General features: G+C 72.3%; 15 protein-coding genes. 5 read left to right on the forward strand and 10 right to left on the reverse strand.

What is annotated here, in order from left to right:
• Window positions 1-75 precede the first annotated feature (75 nt).
• The 4 genes from ACZ68L_RS05100 to infC form a co-directional block, all read right to left on the reverse strand.
• On the reverse strand, window positions 76-909 hold the full coding sequence (locus ACZ68L_RS05100; RefSeq protein ID WP_469574273.1) for a TrmH family RNA methyltransferase: 834 nt from the start codon (window positions 907-909) through the stop codon (window positions 76-78).
• A 143-nt stretch (window positions 910-1,052) separates the two neighbouring features.
• Window positions 1,053-1,436, reverse strand: a complete 384-nt coding sequence (gene rplT / locus ACZ68L_RS05105; protein ID WP_018103794.1) for a 50S ribosomal protein L20 — start codon at window positions 1,434-1,436, stop codon at window positions 1,053-1,055.
• 108 nt (window positions 1,437-1,544) lie between these two features.
• On the reverse strand, window positions 1,545-1,739 hold the full coding sequence (gene rpmI / locus ACZ68L_RS05110; protein WP_114243588.1) for a 50S ribosomal protein L35: 195 nt from the start codon (window positions 1,737-1,739) through the stop codon (window positions 1,545-1,547).
• Window positions 1,740-1,860: 121 nt separating this feature from the next.
• Window positions 1,861-2,556 carry a translation initiation factor IF-3 gene (gene infC / locus ACZ68L_RS05115; protein ID WP_469574276.1) on the reverse strand — a complete coding sequence of 232 codons (696 nt, stop codon included), beginning with the start codon at window positions 2,554-2,556 and terminating at the stop codon, window positions 1,861-1,863.
• Between the two features lie 344 nt (window positions 2,557-2,900).
• Between infC and ACZ68L_RS05120 the strand changes: the two genes are divergently transcribed.
• Window positions 2,901-3,263: a DUF1844 domain-containing protein gene (locus tag ACZ68L_RS05120; protein ID WP_093896122.1), complete on the forward strand. Its 363-nt coding sequence runs from the start codon at window positions 2,901-2,903 to the stop codon at window positions 3,261-3,263.
• Window positions 3,264-3,461: 198 nt separating this feature from the next.
• Here the strand turns inward: ACZ68L_RS05120 and ACZ68L_RS05125 are convergent, their stop codons facing one another.
• A complete protein-coding gene (locus ACZ68L_RS05125; protein ID WP_469574278.1) occupies window positions 3,462-4,190 on the reverse strand; it encodes an SseB family protein in 729 nt (242 codons plus the stop codon).
• Window positions 4,191-4,321: 131 nt separating this feature from the next.
• Between ACZ68L_RS05125 and ACZ68L_RS05130 the strand changes: the two genes are divergently transcribed.
• On the forward strand, window positions 4,322-5,233 hold the full coding sequence (locus ACZ68L_RS05130; protein WP_469574279.1) for a serine hydrolase: 912 nt from the start codon (window positions 4,322-4,324) through the stop codon (window positions 5,231-5,233).
• A gap of 23 nt (window positions 5,234-5,256) precedes the next feature.
• On the opposite strand, the gene mycP is transcribed toward ACZ68L_RS05130, so the two are convergent.
• Together mycP and ACZ68L_RS05140 are read right to left on the reverse strand one after the other, a co-directional pair.
• Entirely contained in the window at window positions 5,257-6,450 is a 1,194-nt protein-coding gene (mycP, locus tag ACZ68L_RS05135) for a type VII secretion-associated serine protease mycosin (protein ID WP_469574281.1), read from the reverse strand.
• Window positions 6,447-7,355, reverse strand: coding sequence for a hypothetical protein (locus ACZ68L_RS05140; protein ID WP_469574568.1), 909 nt, complete (start codon window positions 7,353-7,355; stop codon window positions 6,447-6,449). The genes mycP and ACZ68L_RS05140 overlap by 4 nt, the downstream gene beginning before the upstream one ends.
• 619 nt (window positions 7,356-7,974) lie before the next feature.
• On the opposite strand from ACZ68L_RS05140, the gene ACZ68L_RS05145 reads away from it, so the two are divergent.
• Window positions 7,975-9,177: an amino acid deaminase/aldolase gene (locus tag ACZ68L_RS05145; RefSeq protein WP_469574282.1), complete on the forward strand. Its 1,203-nt coding sequence runs from the start codon at window positions 7,975-7,977 to the stop codon at window positions 9,175-9,177.
• A gap of 370 nt (window positions 9,178-9,547) precedes the next feature.
• On the opposite strand, the gene ACZ68L_RS05150 is transcribed toward ACZ68L_RS05145, so the two are convergent.
• The 3 genes from ACZ68L_RS05150 to ACZ68L_RS05160 are packed head-to-tail and all read right to left on the reverse strand — an operon-like array spanning window position 9,548 to window position 13,101.
• Window positions 9,548-10,339: a 3-oxoacyl-ACP reductase gene (locus tag ACZ68L_RS05150; RefSeq protein WP_469574284.1), complete on the reverse strand. Its 792-nt coding sequence runs from the start codon at window positions 10,337-10,339 to the stop codon at window positions 9,548-9,550.
• A gap of 6 nt (window positions 10,340-10,345) precedes the next feature.
• Complete coding sequence (locus ACZ68L_RS05155) at window positions 10,346-11,725, reverse strand: aldehyde dehydrogenase family protein (RefSeq protein WP_469574285.1); 1,380 nt, start codon at window positions 11,723-11,725, stop codon at window positions 10,346-10,348.
• Window positions 11,726-11,733: 8 nt separating this feature from the next.
• On the reverse strand, window positions 11,734-13,101 hold the full coding sequence (locus ACZ68L_RS05160; protein WP_469574287.1) for a glutamine synthetase family protein: 1,368 nt from the start codon (window positions 13,099-13,101) through the stop codon (window positions 11,734-11,736).
• Between the two features lie 109 nt (window positions 13,102-13,210).
• Between ACZ68L_RS05160 and ACZ68L_RS05165 the strand changes: the two genes are divergently transcribed.
• Together ACZ68L_RS05165 and ACZ68L_RS05170 are read left to right on the forward strand one after the other, a co-directional pair.
• Window positions 13,211-13,906, forward strand: a complete 696-nt coding sequence (locus ACZ68L_RS05165) for a FadR/GntR family transcriptional regulator (protein ID WP_469574570.1) — start codon at window positions 13,211-13,213, stop codon at window positions 13,904-13,906.
• Window positions 13,907-14,038: 132 nt separating this feature from the next.
• On the forward strand, window positions 14,039-14,791 hold the full coding sequence (locus tag ACZ68L_RS05170; protein ID WP_469574288.1) for a gamma-glutamyl-gamma-aminobutyrate hydrolase family protein: 753 nt from the start codon (window positions 14,039-14,041) through the stop codon (window positions 14,789-14,791).
• The last annotated feature ends 11 nt before the right edge of the window (window positions 14,792-14,802 follow it).

Genomic DNA, 14,802 nt, shown 5'->3' on the forward strand with positions numbered 1-14,802 from the left:
GTCGGCCAGGATGCCGGCGCAGCGCGGGCCTGCCGGGCGTCGCGCGCACGCCGGGCATGATGCGGACGAGAGACCCTAACCGCGCGGGCGCTGCGCGCGGGCGGAGGCGTACAGGCAGACGGCCGCCGCCGTCGCCAGATTGAGGCTCTCCGCCTTGCCGTGGATCGGCACCCGCACCACGGCGTCGGCCAGCGCCCGGGTCTCCTCCGGCAGGCCCCAGGCCTCGTTGCCGAAGACCCAGGCGGTCGGCCCGCCCATGGTCCCCGCGTCGAGCTCGTCGTCGAGGTCGTCCTCACCGGCGCCGTCGGCGGCGAGAATCCGCACGCCCGCCTCCCTCAGTCCCTGGACGGCCCGCTCGACCGGGACACCGACGGAGACCGGCAGATGGAAGAGCGACCCGACCGAGGCCCGGACCGACTTGGGGTTGTAGAGATCCACCGAGGCGTCCGTGAGCACGACGGCGTCGGCGCCCGCGGCGTCGGCGCAGCGCAGCACCGTACCGGCGTTCCCGGGATCGCGTACGTGGGCGAGGACGGCGACCAGTTTCGGCTTCGCGGCGAGGATGGCCTCGAACGGCGAGTCGAGGAAGCGGCAGACACCGATCAGGCCCTGCGGGGTGACGGTCTGCGACACATCGGCGAGCACGTCTCCGTCCGCGAGGTGCACCCGGGCGCCGGCCGCGTGGGCGGCTTCGACGATGTCGGCGTACCGCTCGGCCGCCTCGACGGTGGCGAACAGCTCGATCAGCGTCGCTTCGCCGTCGTCGCCGCGGTGCTCGGCGGCCTCGCGCACGGCCTGCGGCCCCTCGGCGATGAACCTGCGCTCCTTGCCGCGGAAATTGCGCTTGGCCAGCCGCCGGGCGGCGGTGACGCGCGGCGATCGCGGGGAGATCAGTTCGGGGGTGCCCATGGTCGGCGGCGAGCCTCTCTGCGTACGGGGGTGGTGACGGGTACGGAGGTGACGGACGTACGGAACACGTCGTGCAACGCACCGGACCCGCAGACGACGAGCGCCTGCGGGTCCGGCTCAGAAGCCAAGAAGTGCGACCTGGGTCAGGCGGCCTTCGGGGCGTTGACGTCGCTCGGGAGGGCCTTCTGGGCGACCTCGACGAGGGCGGCGAACGCGTTGGCGTCGTTGACCGCGAGCTCGGCCAGGATCTTGCGGTCCACCTCGATGTTGGCGGCCTTCAGACCCTGGATGAGGCGGTTGTACGTCATGCCGTTCTGGCGGGCAGCGGCGTTGATGCGCTGGATCCACAGCTGACGGAAGTCGCCCTTGCGCTTCTTGCGGTCGTTGTAGTTGTAGACGAGGGAGTGGGTGACCTGCTCCTTCGCCTTGCGGTACAGGCGGGAGCGCTGGCCCCGGTAACCGCTGGCCTGCTCGAGGATCGCCCGGCGCTTCTTGTGAGCGTTTACTGCCCGCTTGACGCGTGCCACTTTTTAACTCCTTGTAGCGGGGCCGTGGTTGGACTCACACGGCCCGGAAACGAATTGGTCCCGGTCTGGTCGAGGTCGCCGCCCCCGGATTCACCGGGGGCTTCGGCCTCACTTGCCGAGAAGCTTCTTGACCTTCTTGGCGTCGGCCGGGGCCAGCTCGACCGTGCCGGTCAGCGAGCGGGTCTTCTTGGACGACTTGTGCTCAAGAAGGTGGCGCTTGCCGGCGCGCTCACGGAGCACCTTGCCGGAGCCGGTGATCTTGAAGCGCTTGCTGGCACCGCTGTGCGTCTTGTTCTTCGGCATCGCGCCGTTCTCTCCTCGTCAGTGGCGCCCCTCTCGGTGCGGGCACCGGACAGCAGGGGCGTCAGATCTTGGTGGGGATTCCGGGGGGACCCGGGGCCGCCTGGATGGCGGCCCCCTGAGGTCACGCCTCGGAAGGTGTCTCGGCCGAAGCCTCGGGCTGCGGGGCAGCCTCCCCCGCGGCTTCGGCGTCGGGGGTGGATCCCTGACGCTCCGCCTTGCGGGCGGCCTGGGCCTCGCGGGCCTCGGCCATGGCTTCGGTCTTCTTCTTGTGCGGGCCCAGAACCATGATCATGTTCCGGCCGTCCTGCTTCGGGTTGGACTCGATGAAGCCGAGTTCCTCCACGTCCGAAGCGAGACGCTGGAGCAGTCGGAAGCCCAGCTCGGGGCGGGACTGCTCACGACCACGGAACATGATCGTGATCTTGACCTTGTCGCCCTGCTTGAGGAACCGGACGACGTGACCCTTCTTGGTGTCATAGTCGTGCGGGTCGATCTTCGGCCGGAGCTTCATCTCCTTGATGACCGTGTGCGCCTGGTTCTTGCGCGCCTCACGGGCCTTCATGGCCGACTCGTACTTGAACTTCCCGTAGTCCATGAGCTTGCACACGGGCGGACGGGCGGTCGCCGCCACCTCGACCAGGTCGAGGTCGTACTCCTGTGCGAGTTCCAGGGCCTTGGCAAGCGGAACAATCCCGACCTGCTCGCCGCTGGGACCGACAAGTCGCACCTCGGGTACGCGAATCCGGTCGTTGATGCGGGGCTCGGCGCTGATGGATCCTCCTCGGTAGCACCACGCGGCCGCCTGGCGGACAGCCACGTAACGTCTGTTGCGTGAGACCAACCGCACCAGGCCAAGAAAAATGCCCCGGACGGGACACAGGCGGGGCTCCTGGAACAACCGGAACACCGCCGCGGTCAACCGCGGGGCGCATCGGGCGGCTCCATCGTCCGTACGGAACGATGGTCGCCACCTGACCGGTGACCCGCTGTCCGATGAGGACAGCCAGGTGGGAGATCGGAGCCTCCACTTGTGGGCCGGGCACATAGCTGCCCAGCCGGTCGTTACACAAGGTTAGCAGCTCCCCCGGGCGGGCGCTAACCGGCTGCCGCCCGCGGCTCCCGCAGACAGGGGGGCGCCGCGGGGGGCCTATCGTAGGGCTCATGAGTGACGCGACACCCACCACCGATTCCCCCGGCTTCGACGACATGGCCCGCGACATCGCGGAGGTGCCCGCGGTCGAGGTGATCGTGACGGTCGCGGTCAACCTGATGAGCGCCGCAGCCGTGAAGCTCGGACTGACCGAGGACGGCGACGAGCACAAGGACCTCGACGAGGCCCGCAAGCTGGTGCACGCGCTGGCCGGCCTGCTGGACGCCAGCACCACCGAGATCAGCTCGTTCCACGCGGCTCCGCTGCGTGACGGCCTGAAGTCCCTGCAGCTCGCCTTCCGCGAGGCGTCGCTCGTTCCGGACGAGCCCGGCCAGGGTCCCGGCGAGAAGTACACGGGTCCTGTCTTCGGCTGAGCCCACCCGCCCGCCCGAACCGCTCCACGACGTTCCACGGCCGTGGGCCCCTGCCCGTCCCGGGCCCGGGTCCACGGCCTTCGTCGTCTCCGGCCCCGGCACCTGCCGGGTCTGCGAGCCCTCCGGCACGGGACCGCCGTCCGAACGCCGGTCCGGCGGTCGGCACGTGCATCCGTACGCGCCGGACCGGCCGGGCGATCAGCGCGTGAACAGGGCCTCACCGGGAGCGGTCGCGTCGGCCGGGAGCAGCGCCAGGTCCAGGCCACGCACCAGGCGCGCGCGCAGGACCTCATCGGCCGCCAGCCGTTCCGCGACCCGTCGGGCGGCGTCGGCGGGCTCCGCTTCGGGGGCGAGCACGAGCGCGAGGGTGCCGTCCGCCCGCCCGGGACCGAGGTGGGCGCGGAGCACCGCGGGTTCCGCGGCGACCGCGTGCCGTACCGCCGAGGTGACCGCGGGGTCGTCCAGCGGATCGGCGCTGGTGCGGCCCTCGGCGAGGGCGAGCAGGGCGGGACCGGTCAGCTCGAACGCCACCGGGCCGGCGAGATCGAGGACGACCGTGTCCGCCTTCTCGTGCGCGGCGGCCTGCAGTGCCTGGTGCAGGGGCACGGCGACGGGGCGGGCCTGCGGATCCCAGCGGGCCAGCGAGTCGGTCGAGGTGAAGGCGGGCAGGGCCCGGCGGTCTCCCGCCTGAAGGGTGGGGACGGCCATGTCGCTGGTCTTCTCGCGGCGCAGCCCCCGCTCGTCCTCCTCCACCTCGCCGAGCACGGCGACGACGGGGACCAGGAGCCGGGTGCCCTGGAGTGCTTCGAGGACCGGGCCGACGGCCTTCCGGTCCTCGGCCCACGCGGCCAGTGCCGCGCTCAGGGCCGGATCAGCCGTGCCGTCGTCGTCGGAGTAACCGGGGTCCGGAATGTTCTTCAGCGCCACGGGGCGAGCGTAGTGCCTGGGGATTCCCACCCTGGCAACCGGGGGTTTCTTACCCTGCAACCGGGGGTTTCTTACCCTGGCAACAGGTCGGACTCAGCCAGTTCCCAGGTGCTGTTCCTAACGTCCGATGCATGTCCCGAAGTAGATTCCGCGGCTCCACGCTGTCCGTAGCCGTGACGGCCGTGCTTCTGCTGGTGGGTTCGGCCGCGGGTGGCATCTGTCTGGCCGGCCGGTCGTCGGATCACGCTCCCCGCGCCTCGGCGTCCGTATCGTCCGTACCGGCCGCCGGGAGCACTCCGGTCCCGGCAACGACGAGTGAGGAGCCGCCGATGGATCTCGACGCGGCGCTGGCCGCGGCGGTGGAGCCGCTGCTGACCGACGTGGGTGACGCGGAGGTGTCCGTCGCGGTGCTGGACACGGGGAGCGGGGCACAGGCGGTCTACGGGGACGGCACGTACGACACCGCCAGCATCGTCAAGGTCGACATACTCGCGGTGCTGCTGCTCCGGGCCCAGGACGAGAGGCGCGTGCTCACCTCCGACGAGCGGGATCTCTCGGCAGCCATGATCAAGTGGAGCGACAACGCCGCCGCCACCGCGCTGCTACGGGCGATCGGCGGGTCGAAAGCACTCGACGCGGCCAACGCCCGCCTGGGCCTGACCGGGACGACGGCCGCGCACGCATGGGGTCTGACCAGTACCACTGCGGCGGATCAACTGACCCTGCTGAAGGCGGTGTTCGGTACGGGATCGGAACTGAGCGCGGCCTCCCGCACCTATCTGCGGCGGCTGATGGAGCAGGTCGTGGCCGACCAGCAGTGGGGGGTGTCGGCGGCGGGCAGCGACTGGGCCCTGAAGAACGGCTGGCTGCCCCGGACGACGACCGGGCTGTGGGACATCAACAGCATCGGACAGGTGCGGGCGGACGGCCGCACCTATCTGGTGGCGGTGCTCTCGGGCGGGCAGCGGACGATGGAGGCGGGCATTGCGCTCGTCGAGTCGGTGGCGCAGGCGGCGGTGGGTGTGCTCGACGCCGCTCGGTGAGTACGCGACGGGCGGGGCCGCGTTCAGCGCCGTACGGTGGCCGGTCTGCCGCCCCTGCCGCGCCACAGCACCACGGCCAGTGCCAGCAGGACCGCTCCGAGACCGCCCGCGGCGGGGGCGAGCCAGCCCGCGGGGCCGCTGTCATGGCGCTCGGGGGTGGGGCCGGGGCCGAAGTACGGCTTCCGGTATCCGGTCTCGGCGGACTCGGCACGCAGGCCGGCGGGACGGAGCGCTGCCCCGGCCCTGATCGCCGCGGCGGGGTCGACGATGCCGTACCCCCGGGCGTCGTCCCGGCCGGATGCCGGGGCGCTGCGGGCCGTGTCCGTGAGCAGGCGCTTGATCTGGGCGGGGGTCAGTCCCGGGTGCGCGGCGCGGACCAGCGCGACCGCGCCCGAGACGAACGCGGCGGCGGCGGAGGTGCCCCACTCCACGTAGTACTGACGGTCGGGGGCGGGGACGACGATGTCGACTCCGGGGGCGCTGACGGTCGCGTACCAGCGGCGGGTGGAGAACCCGGCGTGGGTGCCGTACCGGTCGACGGCGGCGACCGCTATCACGCCGGGATAGGCGGCGGGGTACGAGATGTGGTCGCCCTTCTCGCCCCCGTTGCCCGACGAGGCGACGACGACGGCGCCCTTCTTCAGCGCGTACTGGATGGCGGCGTCCTCGCCCGGTTCGGGGTGGGCCGACTCGCTGTCGTCGCCGAGCGAGAGGTTGATGACGTCGGCGCCGTGGTCGGCGGCCCAGTGGATGCCGTCGGCGAGGGCCGTGCCCCGGGACTCCCGGGCCTTGGCGCGGGACGGGTCGGAAGCTTCGAGAATCACCCGGACCGGAAGGATCTTCGCCTCGGGCGCGATGCCCTGGACGCCGTCGCCGCGTCCGTCACCATGGCCGTGACCCGCGATGATCCCGGCCATCGCGGTGCCGTGCCGGGCCCAGGAGCGGTCGCCGCGGCCGGCGCCGAATCCGATCATGTCCTTGCCGGGCAGCACCTGGCCCGCGAGGTCGGGGAGGCTGCCGTCGACCCCGGTGTCGACGACGGCCACGGTGATTCCCCTGCCCTTGGTGGTCCGCCAGGCCTGATCGGTGTGGAGAGCCTGGAGGCCCCACTGCTGGTCCCGGATGGCATCGGCCCCGGCCGGCTCCGCGGGCAGGAGGGCGAACGCGGTGGCGGCGCAGACGGCGCCCAGGGCGCGGCGGCGCGTGCGGCGGCTCATTCCGGCTTCTCCGTGAGGTCGGTGACGGCCCGGCGCAGGCCGCGTTCGATCCGGTCGGCGATTCCCTTGGCCTCGTGGCCGAGTCCGGCCTGGGCGGCGGCCGTGGTGGCGTTCGCGGCCATGGCCTTGGCGGCGGGTTGCGGATCGGGGACCGTGCGGCCGTCGGCGAATCCGGAGACGGCGAACACGACGACGGGGACCTCGGTCAGTACGTGGATGGTCCAGCTGGCGCGCTGCCGGTCGCCGAATCCGGCGGCGACCGTGTCCTTGACGGAGTACGCACGGGGCATCAGGTCGGCGCGCCGGTCGAGGTGCTGGTCGGTGAAGCGGGTGCTCAGCGCCCTCATGGCCTCCGTGTCACCCTCGGTGAAGATCACCCCGACCGTGGTGACGCCGCTGCTGGTGGCGTCGGTGTAGGTGGCCCGGAGCATGCGCTCGCACCCGACGGGGGCGAGGGTCCTGGCCAACAGCGGGTCCAGGGCCGACGCGCAGCCGCCGTCCGGGGCGACGGCGACCCGGGTCCAGACCCGGTCGGCACCGCCGGGCCCCGCCCCGTCACCGGCCAGCGTGCGCGGGAAGAGGGTGTCCACGGGGACGCTGTGCCAGGCCGAGCGGCCCACGGTGTAGGCGCTATGGGCGGCCGGGTCGGCCGAGGAGTCGCTGGTCAGCCAGGCGCCGGTGGCCGCGCCGCCGATCAGTCCGAGCCCGAGCACCACACACGCGGCGGCGGTCGCGGTCCTGAGGGGCCGGCGGGTACGGATGGGGCGCAGCCGGGTCGTGGTCTCGACGGGGGTCTCGGGCGGCGGGTGGCCGTACGGGTAGGTCCGAGGCTGCTGGTACGCGTGCGGGAGATGCGCCGGCCCGGTCGGTGGCGACCCCGCACCCGGGTGCGGGGTGAGGTCCACGGCACCGACGGGCCGTCGGCGGGTCGGGGCGGGCGGCTGCTCGGGGCGGCGCGGCGCGGCGGCGGGAACGGCGGACGAGGGGGCCAGGGGCACGGGCCGGAGCCGGGCCGTCGTCTCCACGGGCGGCGCTTCGGCCGCGGGCGGCGTCTGAGGCGTCACCACCGGCTGCGGCCCCTGAGGCGGCGCCGGTCGCTGCGGCCGCTGCTCCGGCTCCGGTGGCCGAGACGCGGAGGGCGCTGCCGGGGCGGTCGGGACCACGGGCACCGCCGGACCGGGGTTCGGCGTCGGCTCTCCGGGCGGCGGGGTCGTGGGGCGGGGCGGGACGGGCGCGGCGGCCGAGATGTCGGCAGGACGCCGCGCGGGATGTGCGGTCGTCGGTGGCGGCGGGGTCGTGGGGCGGGGCGGGACAGGAGCACGTGGCGCCTCGGTACTCATCCGCCCCCCTGGTCCTGTTCCGTACCGTGCGCGGATCGACGTCACAGGCAGGCCTGTTGGTTGCCGCGTGCCCGTCACTCTACGGGGTGGGACGGCCCCTGCGGGAGCGGGACGCCGCGCCCCTGGACGATCTGCGCAGATCATCCCCCTACCCAGCGGTACGGACGTCTGGCAAGCTGCGGCCATGACTGCCCGCGCCGCTGACCGGACCCGCTACAACCGGGCCACCGCCCATCTGGACGCCCCGATCGCCATCGTCGATCTGGACGCGTTCGATGCCAATGCCGACGATCTCGTGCGCCGGGCCGCCGGGAAGCCGATCCGGGTGGCGAGCAAGTCGGTGCGCTGCCGGACCCTGCTGGAGCGGGTGCTCGCGCGGCCGGGTTTCGCGGGGATCATGTCGTTCACGCTGGCCGAGTCTCTGTGGCTGGCGCGGGCCGGTTTCGAGGACGTGCTGCTGGCCTATCCGTCGGCCGACCGGGCCGCCTTCGCGGAGCTGGCCGCCGACCCGAAGCTGGCCGCCGCCGTGACGGTGATGGTGGACGACCACGCGCAGCTGGAGCTGATCGACGCGGCGCGGGCCGGTGGCCGCGAGGAGATCCGGGTCTGTCTGGAGCTGGACACCTCGTTGCGGCTGCTCGGCGGCCGGGTCAGGATCGGCGCCCTGCGCTCACCGCTGCGCTCCCCCGCCCAACTGGCCGAGCTGGCACGCTCGGTGGCGCGCAGGCCCGGCTTCCGGCTGGTGGGTCTGATGGCGTACGAGGGGCACATCGCCGGGGTCGGCGACTCGGTCGCGGGCCGGCCGCTGCGCTCCCGGGCGATCCGGCTGATGCAGGCCACGGGCCGCCGGGAACTGGCTGTCCGGCGGGCCGAGGTGGTGCGGGCGGTGCGGGCGGTGGCACCGGATCTGGAGTTCGTGAACGGCGGTGGCACCGGCAGCGTCCAGCACACGGCGGCGGAGCGCGCGGTGACCGAGATCGCGGCCGGGTCCGGGCTCTACGTACCGCGGCTGTTCGACAACTACACGTCGTTCACGGCGCGTCCGGCGGCACTGTTCGCCCAGCCGGTGGTGCGTCGGCCGGGTGTGGGTGCGGTGACGGTCCTCGGGGGCGGCTATCCGGCGTCCGGACCCGCGGGGGCGGACCGGCTGCCCGTCCCGTATCTGCCGGAGGGGCTGCGCTACGACCCGCAGGAGGGGCCGGGCGAGGTGCAGACCCCGCTGCTCGGCGCCCCGGCCGACGATCTGCTGATCGGTGACAAGGTGTGGTTCCGGCATGCGAAGGCCGGTGAACTGTGCGAGCGCTTCGACGAGTTGCAGCTGGTCGAGGGCGACCGTGTGACGGCTGCCGTGCCGACGTACCGGGGCGAGGGCCGTACGTTCCTCTGAGCCGGGGTCCCCGGCCGGGGCCAGGGTGCCACGGAGCTGCCCGCGCCGCCGCTCGTCCGGCCGTCGTCGATCGGCCGGATCGCCTTGGTGGCAATGTCCGTGCGGGAGAGCGGCGGGCCGTCGGGCCCCGCGTCGCACGCGTGGCGCACGATGACCGGTGCTTCGCCACCGGCTGTCGGGGGAGAGCCGCCGTCCGTCGAGGGAAGGCCGAGCGGCCGCACCTGGTTCCTCTCGTTCGGATCGTGCCGGGCTCGCGTGCCGATCCGGCGGCCGTCACCGTTCCCGTACGCGTCCCCGGCCGCCTCGGGCGGCCCGAACGGTCCGGGGACGGTGGCACCGGAGCACGCGAGCCCGGCCCGGTACCGAGGCTCTAGAGGGGTGTGACGTACGCCCCGGAGATACCCCCGTCGACGAGGAAGTCGGTGGCGTTGACGAACGAGGAGTCGTCGCTCGCGAGGAAGGCGACCGCCGCCGCGATCTCCGTGGCCTCGGCGAAGCGGCCGACCGGGATGTGCACCAGCCTGCGGGCGGCGCGCTCCGGATCCTTGGCGAACAGTTCCTGGAGCAGCGGGGTGTTGACCGGTCCCGGGCACAGCGCGTTGACCCGGATGCCCTCGCGGGCGAACTGCACGCCGAGTTCGCGGGACATGGCGAGGACGCCGCCCTTGGACGCGGTGTACGAGATCTGGCTGGTGGCCGCTCCCATGATCGCGACGAAGGACGCGGTGTTGATGATCGAACCGCGGCCCTGGCGGCGCATGTAGGGCAGGGCGGCCTTGCAGCAGAGGTAGACGGAGGTGAGGTTGACGTCCTGGACGCGCTTCCACGCCTCCAGGCCGGTGGTAAGGATGGAGTCGTCGTCCGGCGGGGAGATGCCCGCGTTGTTGAAGGCGATGTCGACGGAGCCGTAGGTGTCGAACGCGGTCTTGAAGAGCGCCTCGACCTGTTCCGGGTCGGTGACGTCCACCCGTACGAAGGTGCCGCCGACCTCCTCGGCCGCGGCCTTGCCCGCGTTCTCGTCGATGTCCCCGCAGACGACGTTCGCGCCCTCCGACGCCAGGCGGCGTGCGGTGGCCAGGCCGATGCCACTGGCGGCTCCGGTGATGACGGCGGTGCGGCCGGCCAGGCGGCGGCAGATGTTCTCGCTGTCGGTGGTGGTCATGCGGGCTCAGGCCTCCGTGCTGAAGAAGACGTTCTTGGTCTCGGTGAATGCGGCGAGCGCGTCGGGGCCGAGTTCGCGGCCGAGTCCGGATTGCCCGTAGCCGCCGAACGGGGTCCAGTAGCGGACGCTGGAGTGGGAGTTGACGGAGAGGTTTCCGGCCCGGACCGCCTGTGAGACGCGCAGCGCGCGGCCCACGTCACGGGTCCAGACCGAGCCGGCCAGGCCGTACTCCGTCGCGTTGGCGAGCCGGACGGCGTCGGCCTCGTCGTCGAAGGGCAGGACGACGGCGACCGGTCCGAAGACCTCTTCGGTGGCGACGGGCGAGTCGGGGCGGGCGTCGGTGAGGACGGTCGGCGGGAACCAGAACCCGGGGCCCTCGGGTGCCTTGCCGCTGAGGGCGGTCGCGTCCTCGGGGACGTAGCTGCGGACCCGTTCCAGTTGCGCCCGGGAGATCAGCGGGCCCATCTGGGTGTTCTCGTCGGACGGGTCACCCACGACGACCGATTCGATCGCCGGGGCGAGGAGTTCCAGGAAGCGGTCGTACGCGGATCGCTGGACCAGGATGCGGGTGCGGGCGCAGCAGTCCTGGCCCGCGTTGTCCAGGAACGCCATGGGTGCGGCGGCCGCGGCGGCCTCGATGTCGGCGTCGGCGAAGACGATGTTGGGGCTCTTGCCGCCGAGTTCGAGGGTGAGCCGCTTCACCCGGGCGGCGCATTTGGCCATGATCCGCTTGCCGATCCGGGTGGAGCCGGTGAAGACGATCTTGGCGATGCCGGGGTGCTCGACCATGGCGTTGCCCGTCACGTCGCCCGCGCCCGGCAGCACCTGGAGCAGGTGTTCCGGAAGCCCCGCGTCCAGGGCGATCCCGGCCAGTCGCAGGGCGGTGAGCGGAGTGGTCTCGGCAGGTTTGAGGAGTACGGCGTTGCCCGCGGCGAGGGCGGGGGCCATGCCCCAGGCGGCGATCGGCAGGGGGAAGTTCCACGGTGCGATGACGCCGACGACGCCGAGGGGTTCGAGGAGCGTGATGTCGAGTCCGCCGGGCACCGGGATCTGCCGGCCGGTGAGCCGTTCCACTCCCCCGGCCGCGTAGTCGAGCAGATCACGGACGTTGGCCGCTTCCCAACGGGCGTTGCCGAGAGTGTGGCCGGCCTCCTGGACCTCCAGTCGGGCGAGTGCCTCGGCTTCGCCGTCGACGGCCAGGGCGAAGCGGCGCAGCAGCCGGGCGCGGTCGGCGGGGGCGAGGGCGGCCCAGGTGCGCTGGGCGGCCGCGGCCCGCACGACCGCCGCGTCGACCTCGGCGACGGTGGTGGACGGGACGGTGGCGAGGAGTTCCTCCGTCGCCGGGTTGAGTACGTGGTGTTCCACCGGGTGGTCGGGTGTGGTCACTCAGTGCCTCACAGGCGTTCGAAGGAGCGGCGGAGCTCCCAGTCGGTCACTGCGGCGTCGAAGGCTTCGAGTTCGACGCGGGCCATGTTGCGGTAGTGCGCGACGACGTCGTCGCCGAAGGCCGCCCCGGCGATCTCGCTCCTCTCCCAGAGTCCGGCGGCCTCGCGCAGCGTGGTGGGGACGTGGTCGTATGCGGCGGTGTAGGCGTTGCTCCCGCACGGCTCGGGGAGTTCGAGTCCCTTCTCGATGCCGTGGATGCCCGCCGCGACCATGCCGGCGACGGCGAGGTACGGGTTGACGTCACCGCCGGGCAGCCGGTTCTCGAAGCGCGTCGAGCGGCCGTGGCCGACGACGCGCAGCGCGCAGGTGCGGTTGTCGTGGCCCCAGGCGACGGCGGTCGGGGCGAAGGAGCCCGGCTGGAAGCGTTTGTAGGAGTTGATGTTGGGTGCGTACAGGAGGGAGAAGTCGCGCAGGGCGGCCAGTTGTCCGGCGAGGAAGTGGCGCATCACCGGGGACATGCCGCCGTCCTCGCCCGCCATGGCGTTGTGCCCGGGCTCGTCGACGGGCTGGAGCGAGAGGTGGATGTGGCAGGAGTTGCCCTCGCGCTCGTTGAACTTGGCCATGAAGGTGAGCGCGACCCCCTCCTGGGCGGCGATCTCCTTGGCGCCGGTCTTGTAGACGGCGTGCTGGTCGCAGGTGACCAGGGCCTCGTCGTAACGGAACACGATCTCGTGCTGGCCGGGGTTGCACTCGCCCTTGGCCGACTCGACGGTGAGACCCGCGGCGGTCATGTCGTTGCGGATGCGGCGCAGCAGCGGCTCGACGCGGCCGGTGCCGAGGACGGAGTAGTCGATGTTGTACTGGTTGGCCGGGGTCAGGTCGCGGTAGTTGCGGTCCCAGGCCTGCTCGTAGGTGTCCTTGAAGACGATGAATTCGAGTTCGGTGCCGACATGGGCCGTGTAGCCGAGCTCCGCCAGCCGTTCCAGCTGGCGGCCCAGGATCCGCCGGGGCGCGGCGGCGACGGGGGCGCCGTCCACCTGGGTGAGGTCGGCCATGACCATGGCCGTGCCCTCGTTCCAGGGCGCCGGGCGCAGGGTGGAGAGGTCGGCGTGCATGGCGAAGTCGCCGTAGCCGCGGTCCCAGGAGGACATCGCGAATCCGTCGACGGTGTTCATGTCCGTGTCGACGGCGAGCAGGTAGTTGCATCCCTCGGTGCCGTGCTCCACGACCTCGTCGAGGAAGAAGCGGGCGGCGAACCGCTTGCCCTGCAGCCGTCCCTGCATGTCGGGGAAGGCGAGGACGACGGTGTCGATCTCACCGCTTGCGACGAGGGCGCGCAGCTCCTCGATCCCGAGCGGTGGGGTTCGGTCTGCCACGGGAAATTCCTCCTTCGGTCAGCCGGAACGCTTAAGGTATGCGAGAGAACCATTAATTGTGAAGGGAACACGGGACGTGGCCGAGGAAAGCGAGTTCACCGACCGTCCGATGCCCGTCCTGCGGCCGGTCCGGGCGGGGAACGGCTTCGAGGAGGCGCTGGAACAGATCCTCCAGGTGGTCAGGCTCGGACTGGTGCCCGGCGGCGGGCGGCTGCCGGCCGAGCGCGAGCTGGCCGAGCTGCTGGGGATCAGCCGGGTCACGCTGCGCGAGGTGCTGAAGGTCCTGCAGGACCAGGGCCTGGTGGAGAGCAGGCGGGGGCGGTACGGCGGGACGTTCGTGCTGCCCCGCACCGGCAGTCCGGGCGAGGACGAGCTGCGCCGGAAGGTGCAGTCCGTCGACATCGAGGACGTGCTGCGCTTCCGCGAGGTGCTGGAGGCCGGGGCCGCCGGGCTGTGCGCCGCACAGGGGCTGACGGACGAGGGCGCGGACCGGCTGCGTGCGGCTCTGACGGCGACTCACGAAGCACCTCTGCCCGAGTACCGCAGGCTCGACACCCTGTTCCATCTCACTCTGGCCGAACTCTCCGGCTCCGCGACGCTGACCGCGCAGTACGCGGCCGTCCGGGCCACGCTCAACGACCTGCTGGACTGCATACCGCTGCTCGTGCGGAACCTGGAGCATTCACAGCATCAGCACACGAGTCTGGTCGAGGCGGTTCTCGACGGGGACGCGGAGGCGGCGCGTGCGGTGATGCGTGAGCACTGCGCGGGCACGGCCGCGTTGTTGCGCGGATTCCTGACCTGAGCCGCGGCACGGCACCCATACCACAGCTGCCGCTCCCGTACCGACCCCCGGAAACGTAAAGGTATTCTCTGCCACCATTGACATCATGGAACCGAGTCCGCCCGCACAGGCGGCCGACCGGAGGGACATCCCGTGTCCGAACCTCTCATCGGCGTCTCCACCTATCTGGAGCCCGTGGCGCGCTGGGGTGTCTGGGAGCTGCCCGCCGCCCTCCTCCCGGCCGCCTACCCGCGCATGGTCCAGCGGTCCGGCGGCCTCGCCGCGCTGCTCCCCCCGGACGCCCCCGGCCGGGCGGCGGCCGCGGTGGCCCGGCTGGACGGTCTCGTGATCGCGGGCGGTGCCGATGTGGAACCGGAACGGTACGGCGCGGAGCGCGACTTCCGGACCGGTCCGCCGGCGCGGGAGCGCGACGTCTGGGAGCTGGCCCTGATCAGGGCCGCGCTGGAGTCCGGCACACCGGTGCTCGGCATCTGCCGCGGTATGCAGCTGCTCAACGTGGCGCTCGGCGGCACCCTGACCCAGCACCTCGACGGGCACGCCGGCCCCCTGGGCGCGACCGGGGTCCTCGGCACCCACCCCGTGACCCCCGTACCGGACACCCGCTACGCGTCGATCGTGCCCGAGGAGACCGACGTCCCCACCTATCACCACCAGTGTGTGGAGCGGCTCGCACCGGGGTTGGTGGCCTCCGCCCACGCGACGGACGGCACGATCGAGGCGGTCGAACTGCCGGGAGCGCAGTGGGTGCTCGGGGTGCAGTGGCATCCGGAGATGGGCGACGACCCACGGCTGACGCAGGCACTGGTGACGGCCTCCACGACCCGGCTCGTCCAGGCCCGTACGTCGTTCGAGGACCTCACGTCGCCGCGGACGACGGGGGCCTGAGAACGCGCGGC

It is taken from the genome of Streptomyces sp. NPDC104309, from assembly GCF_055584025.1.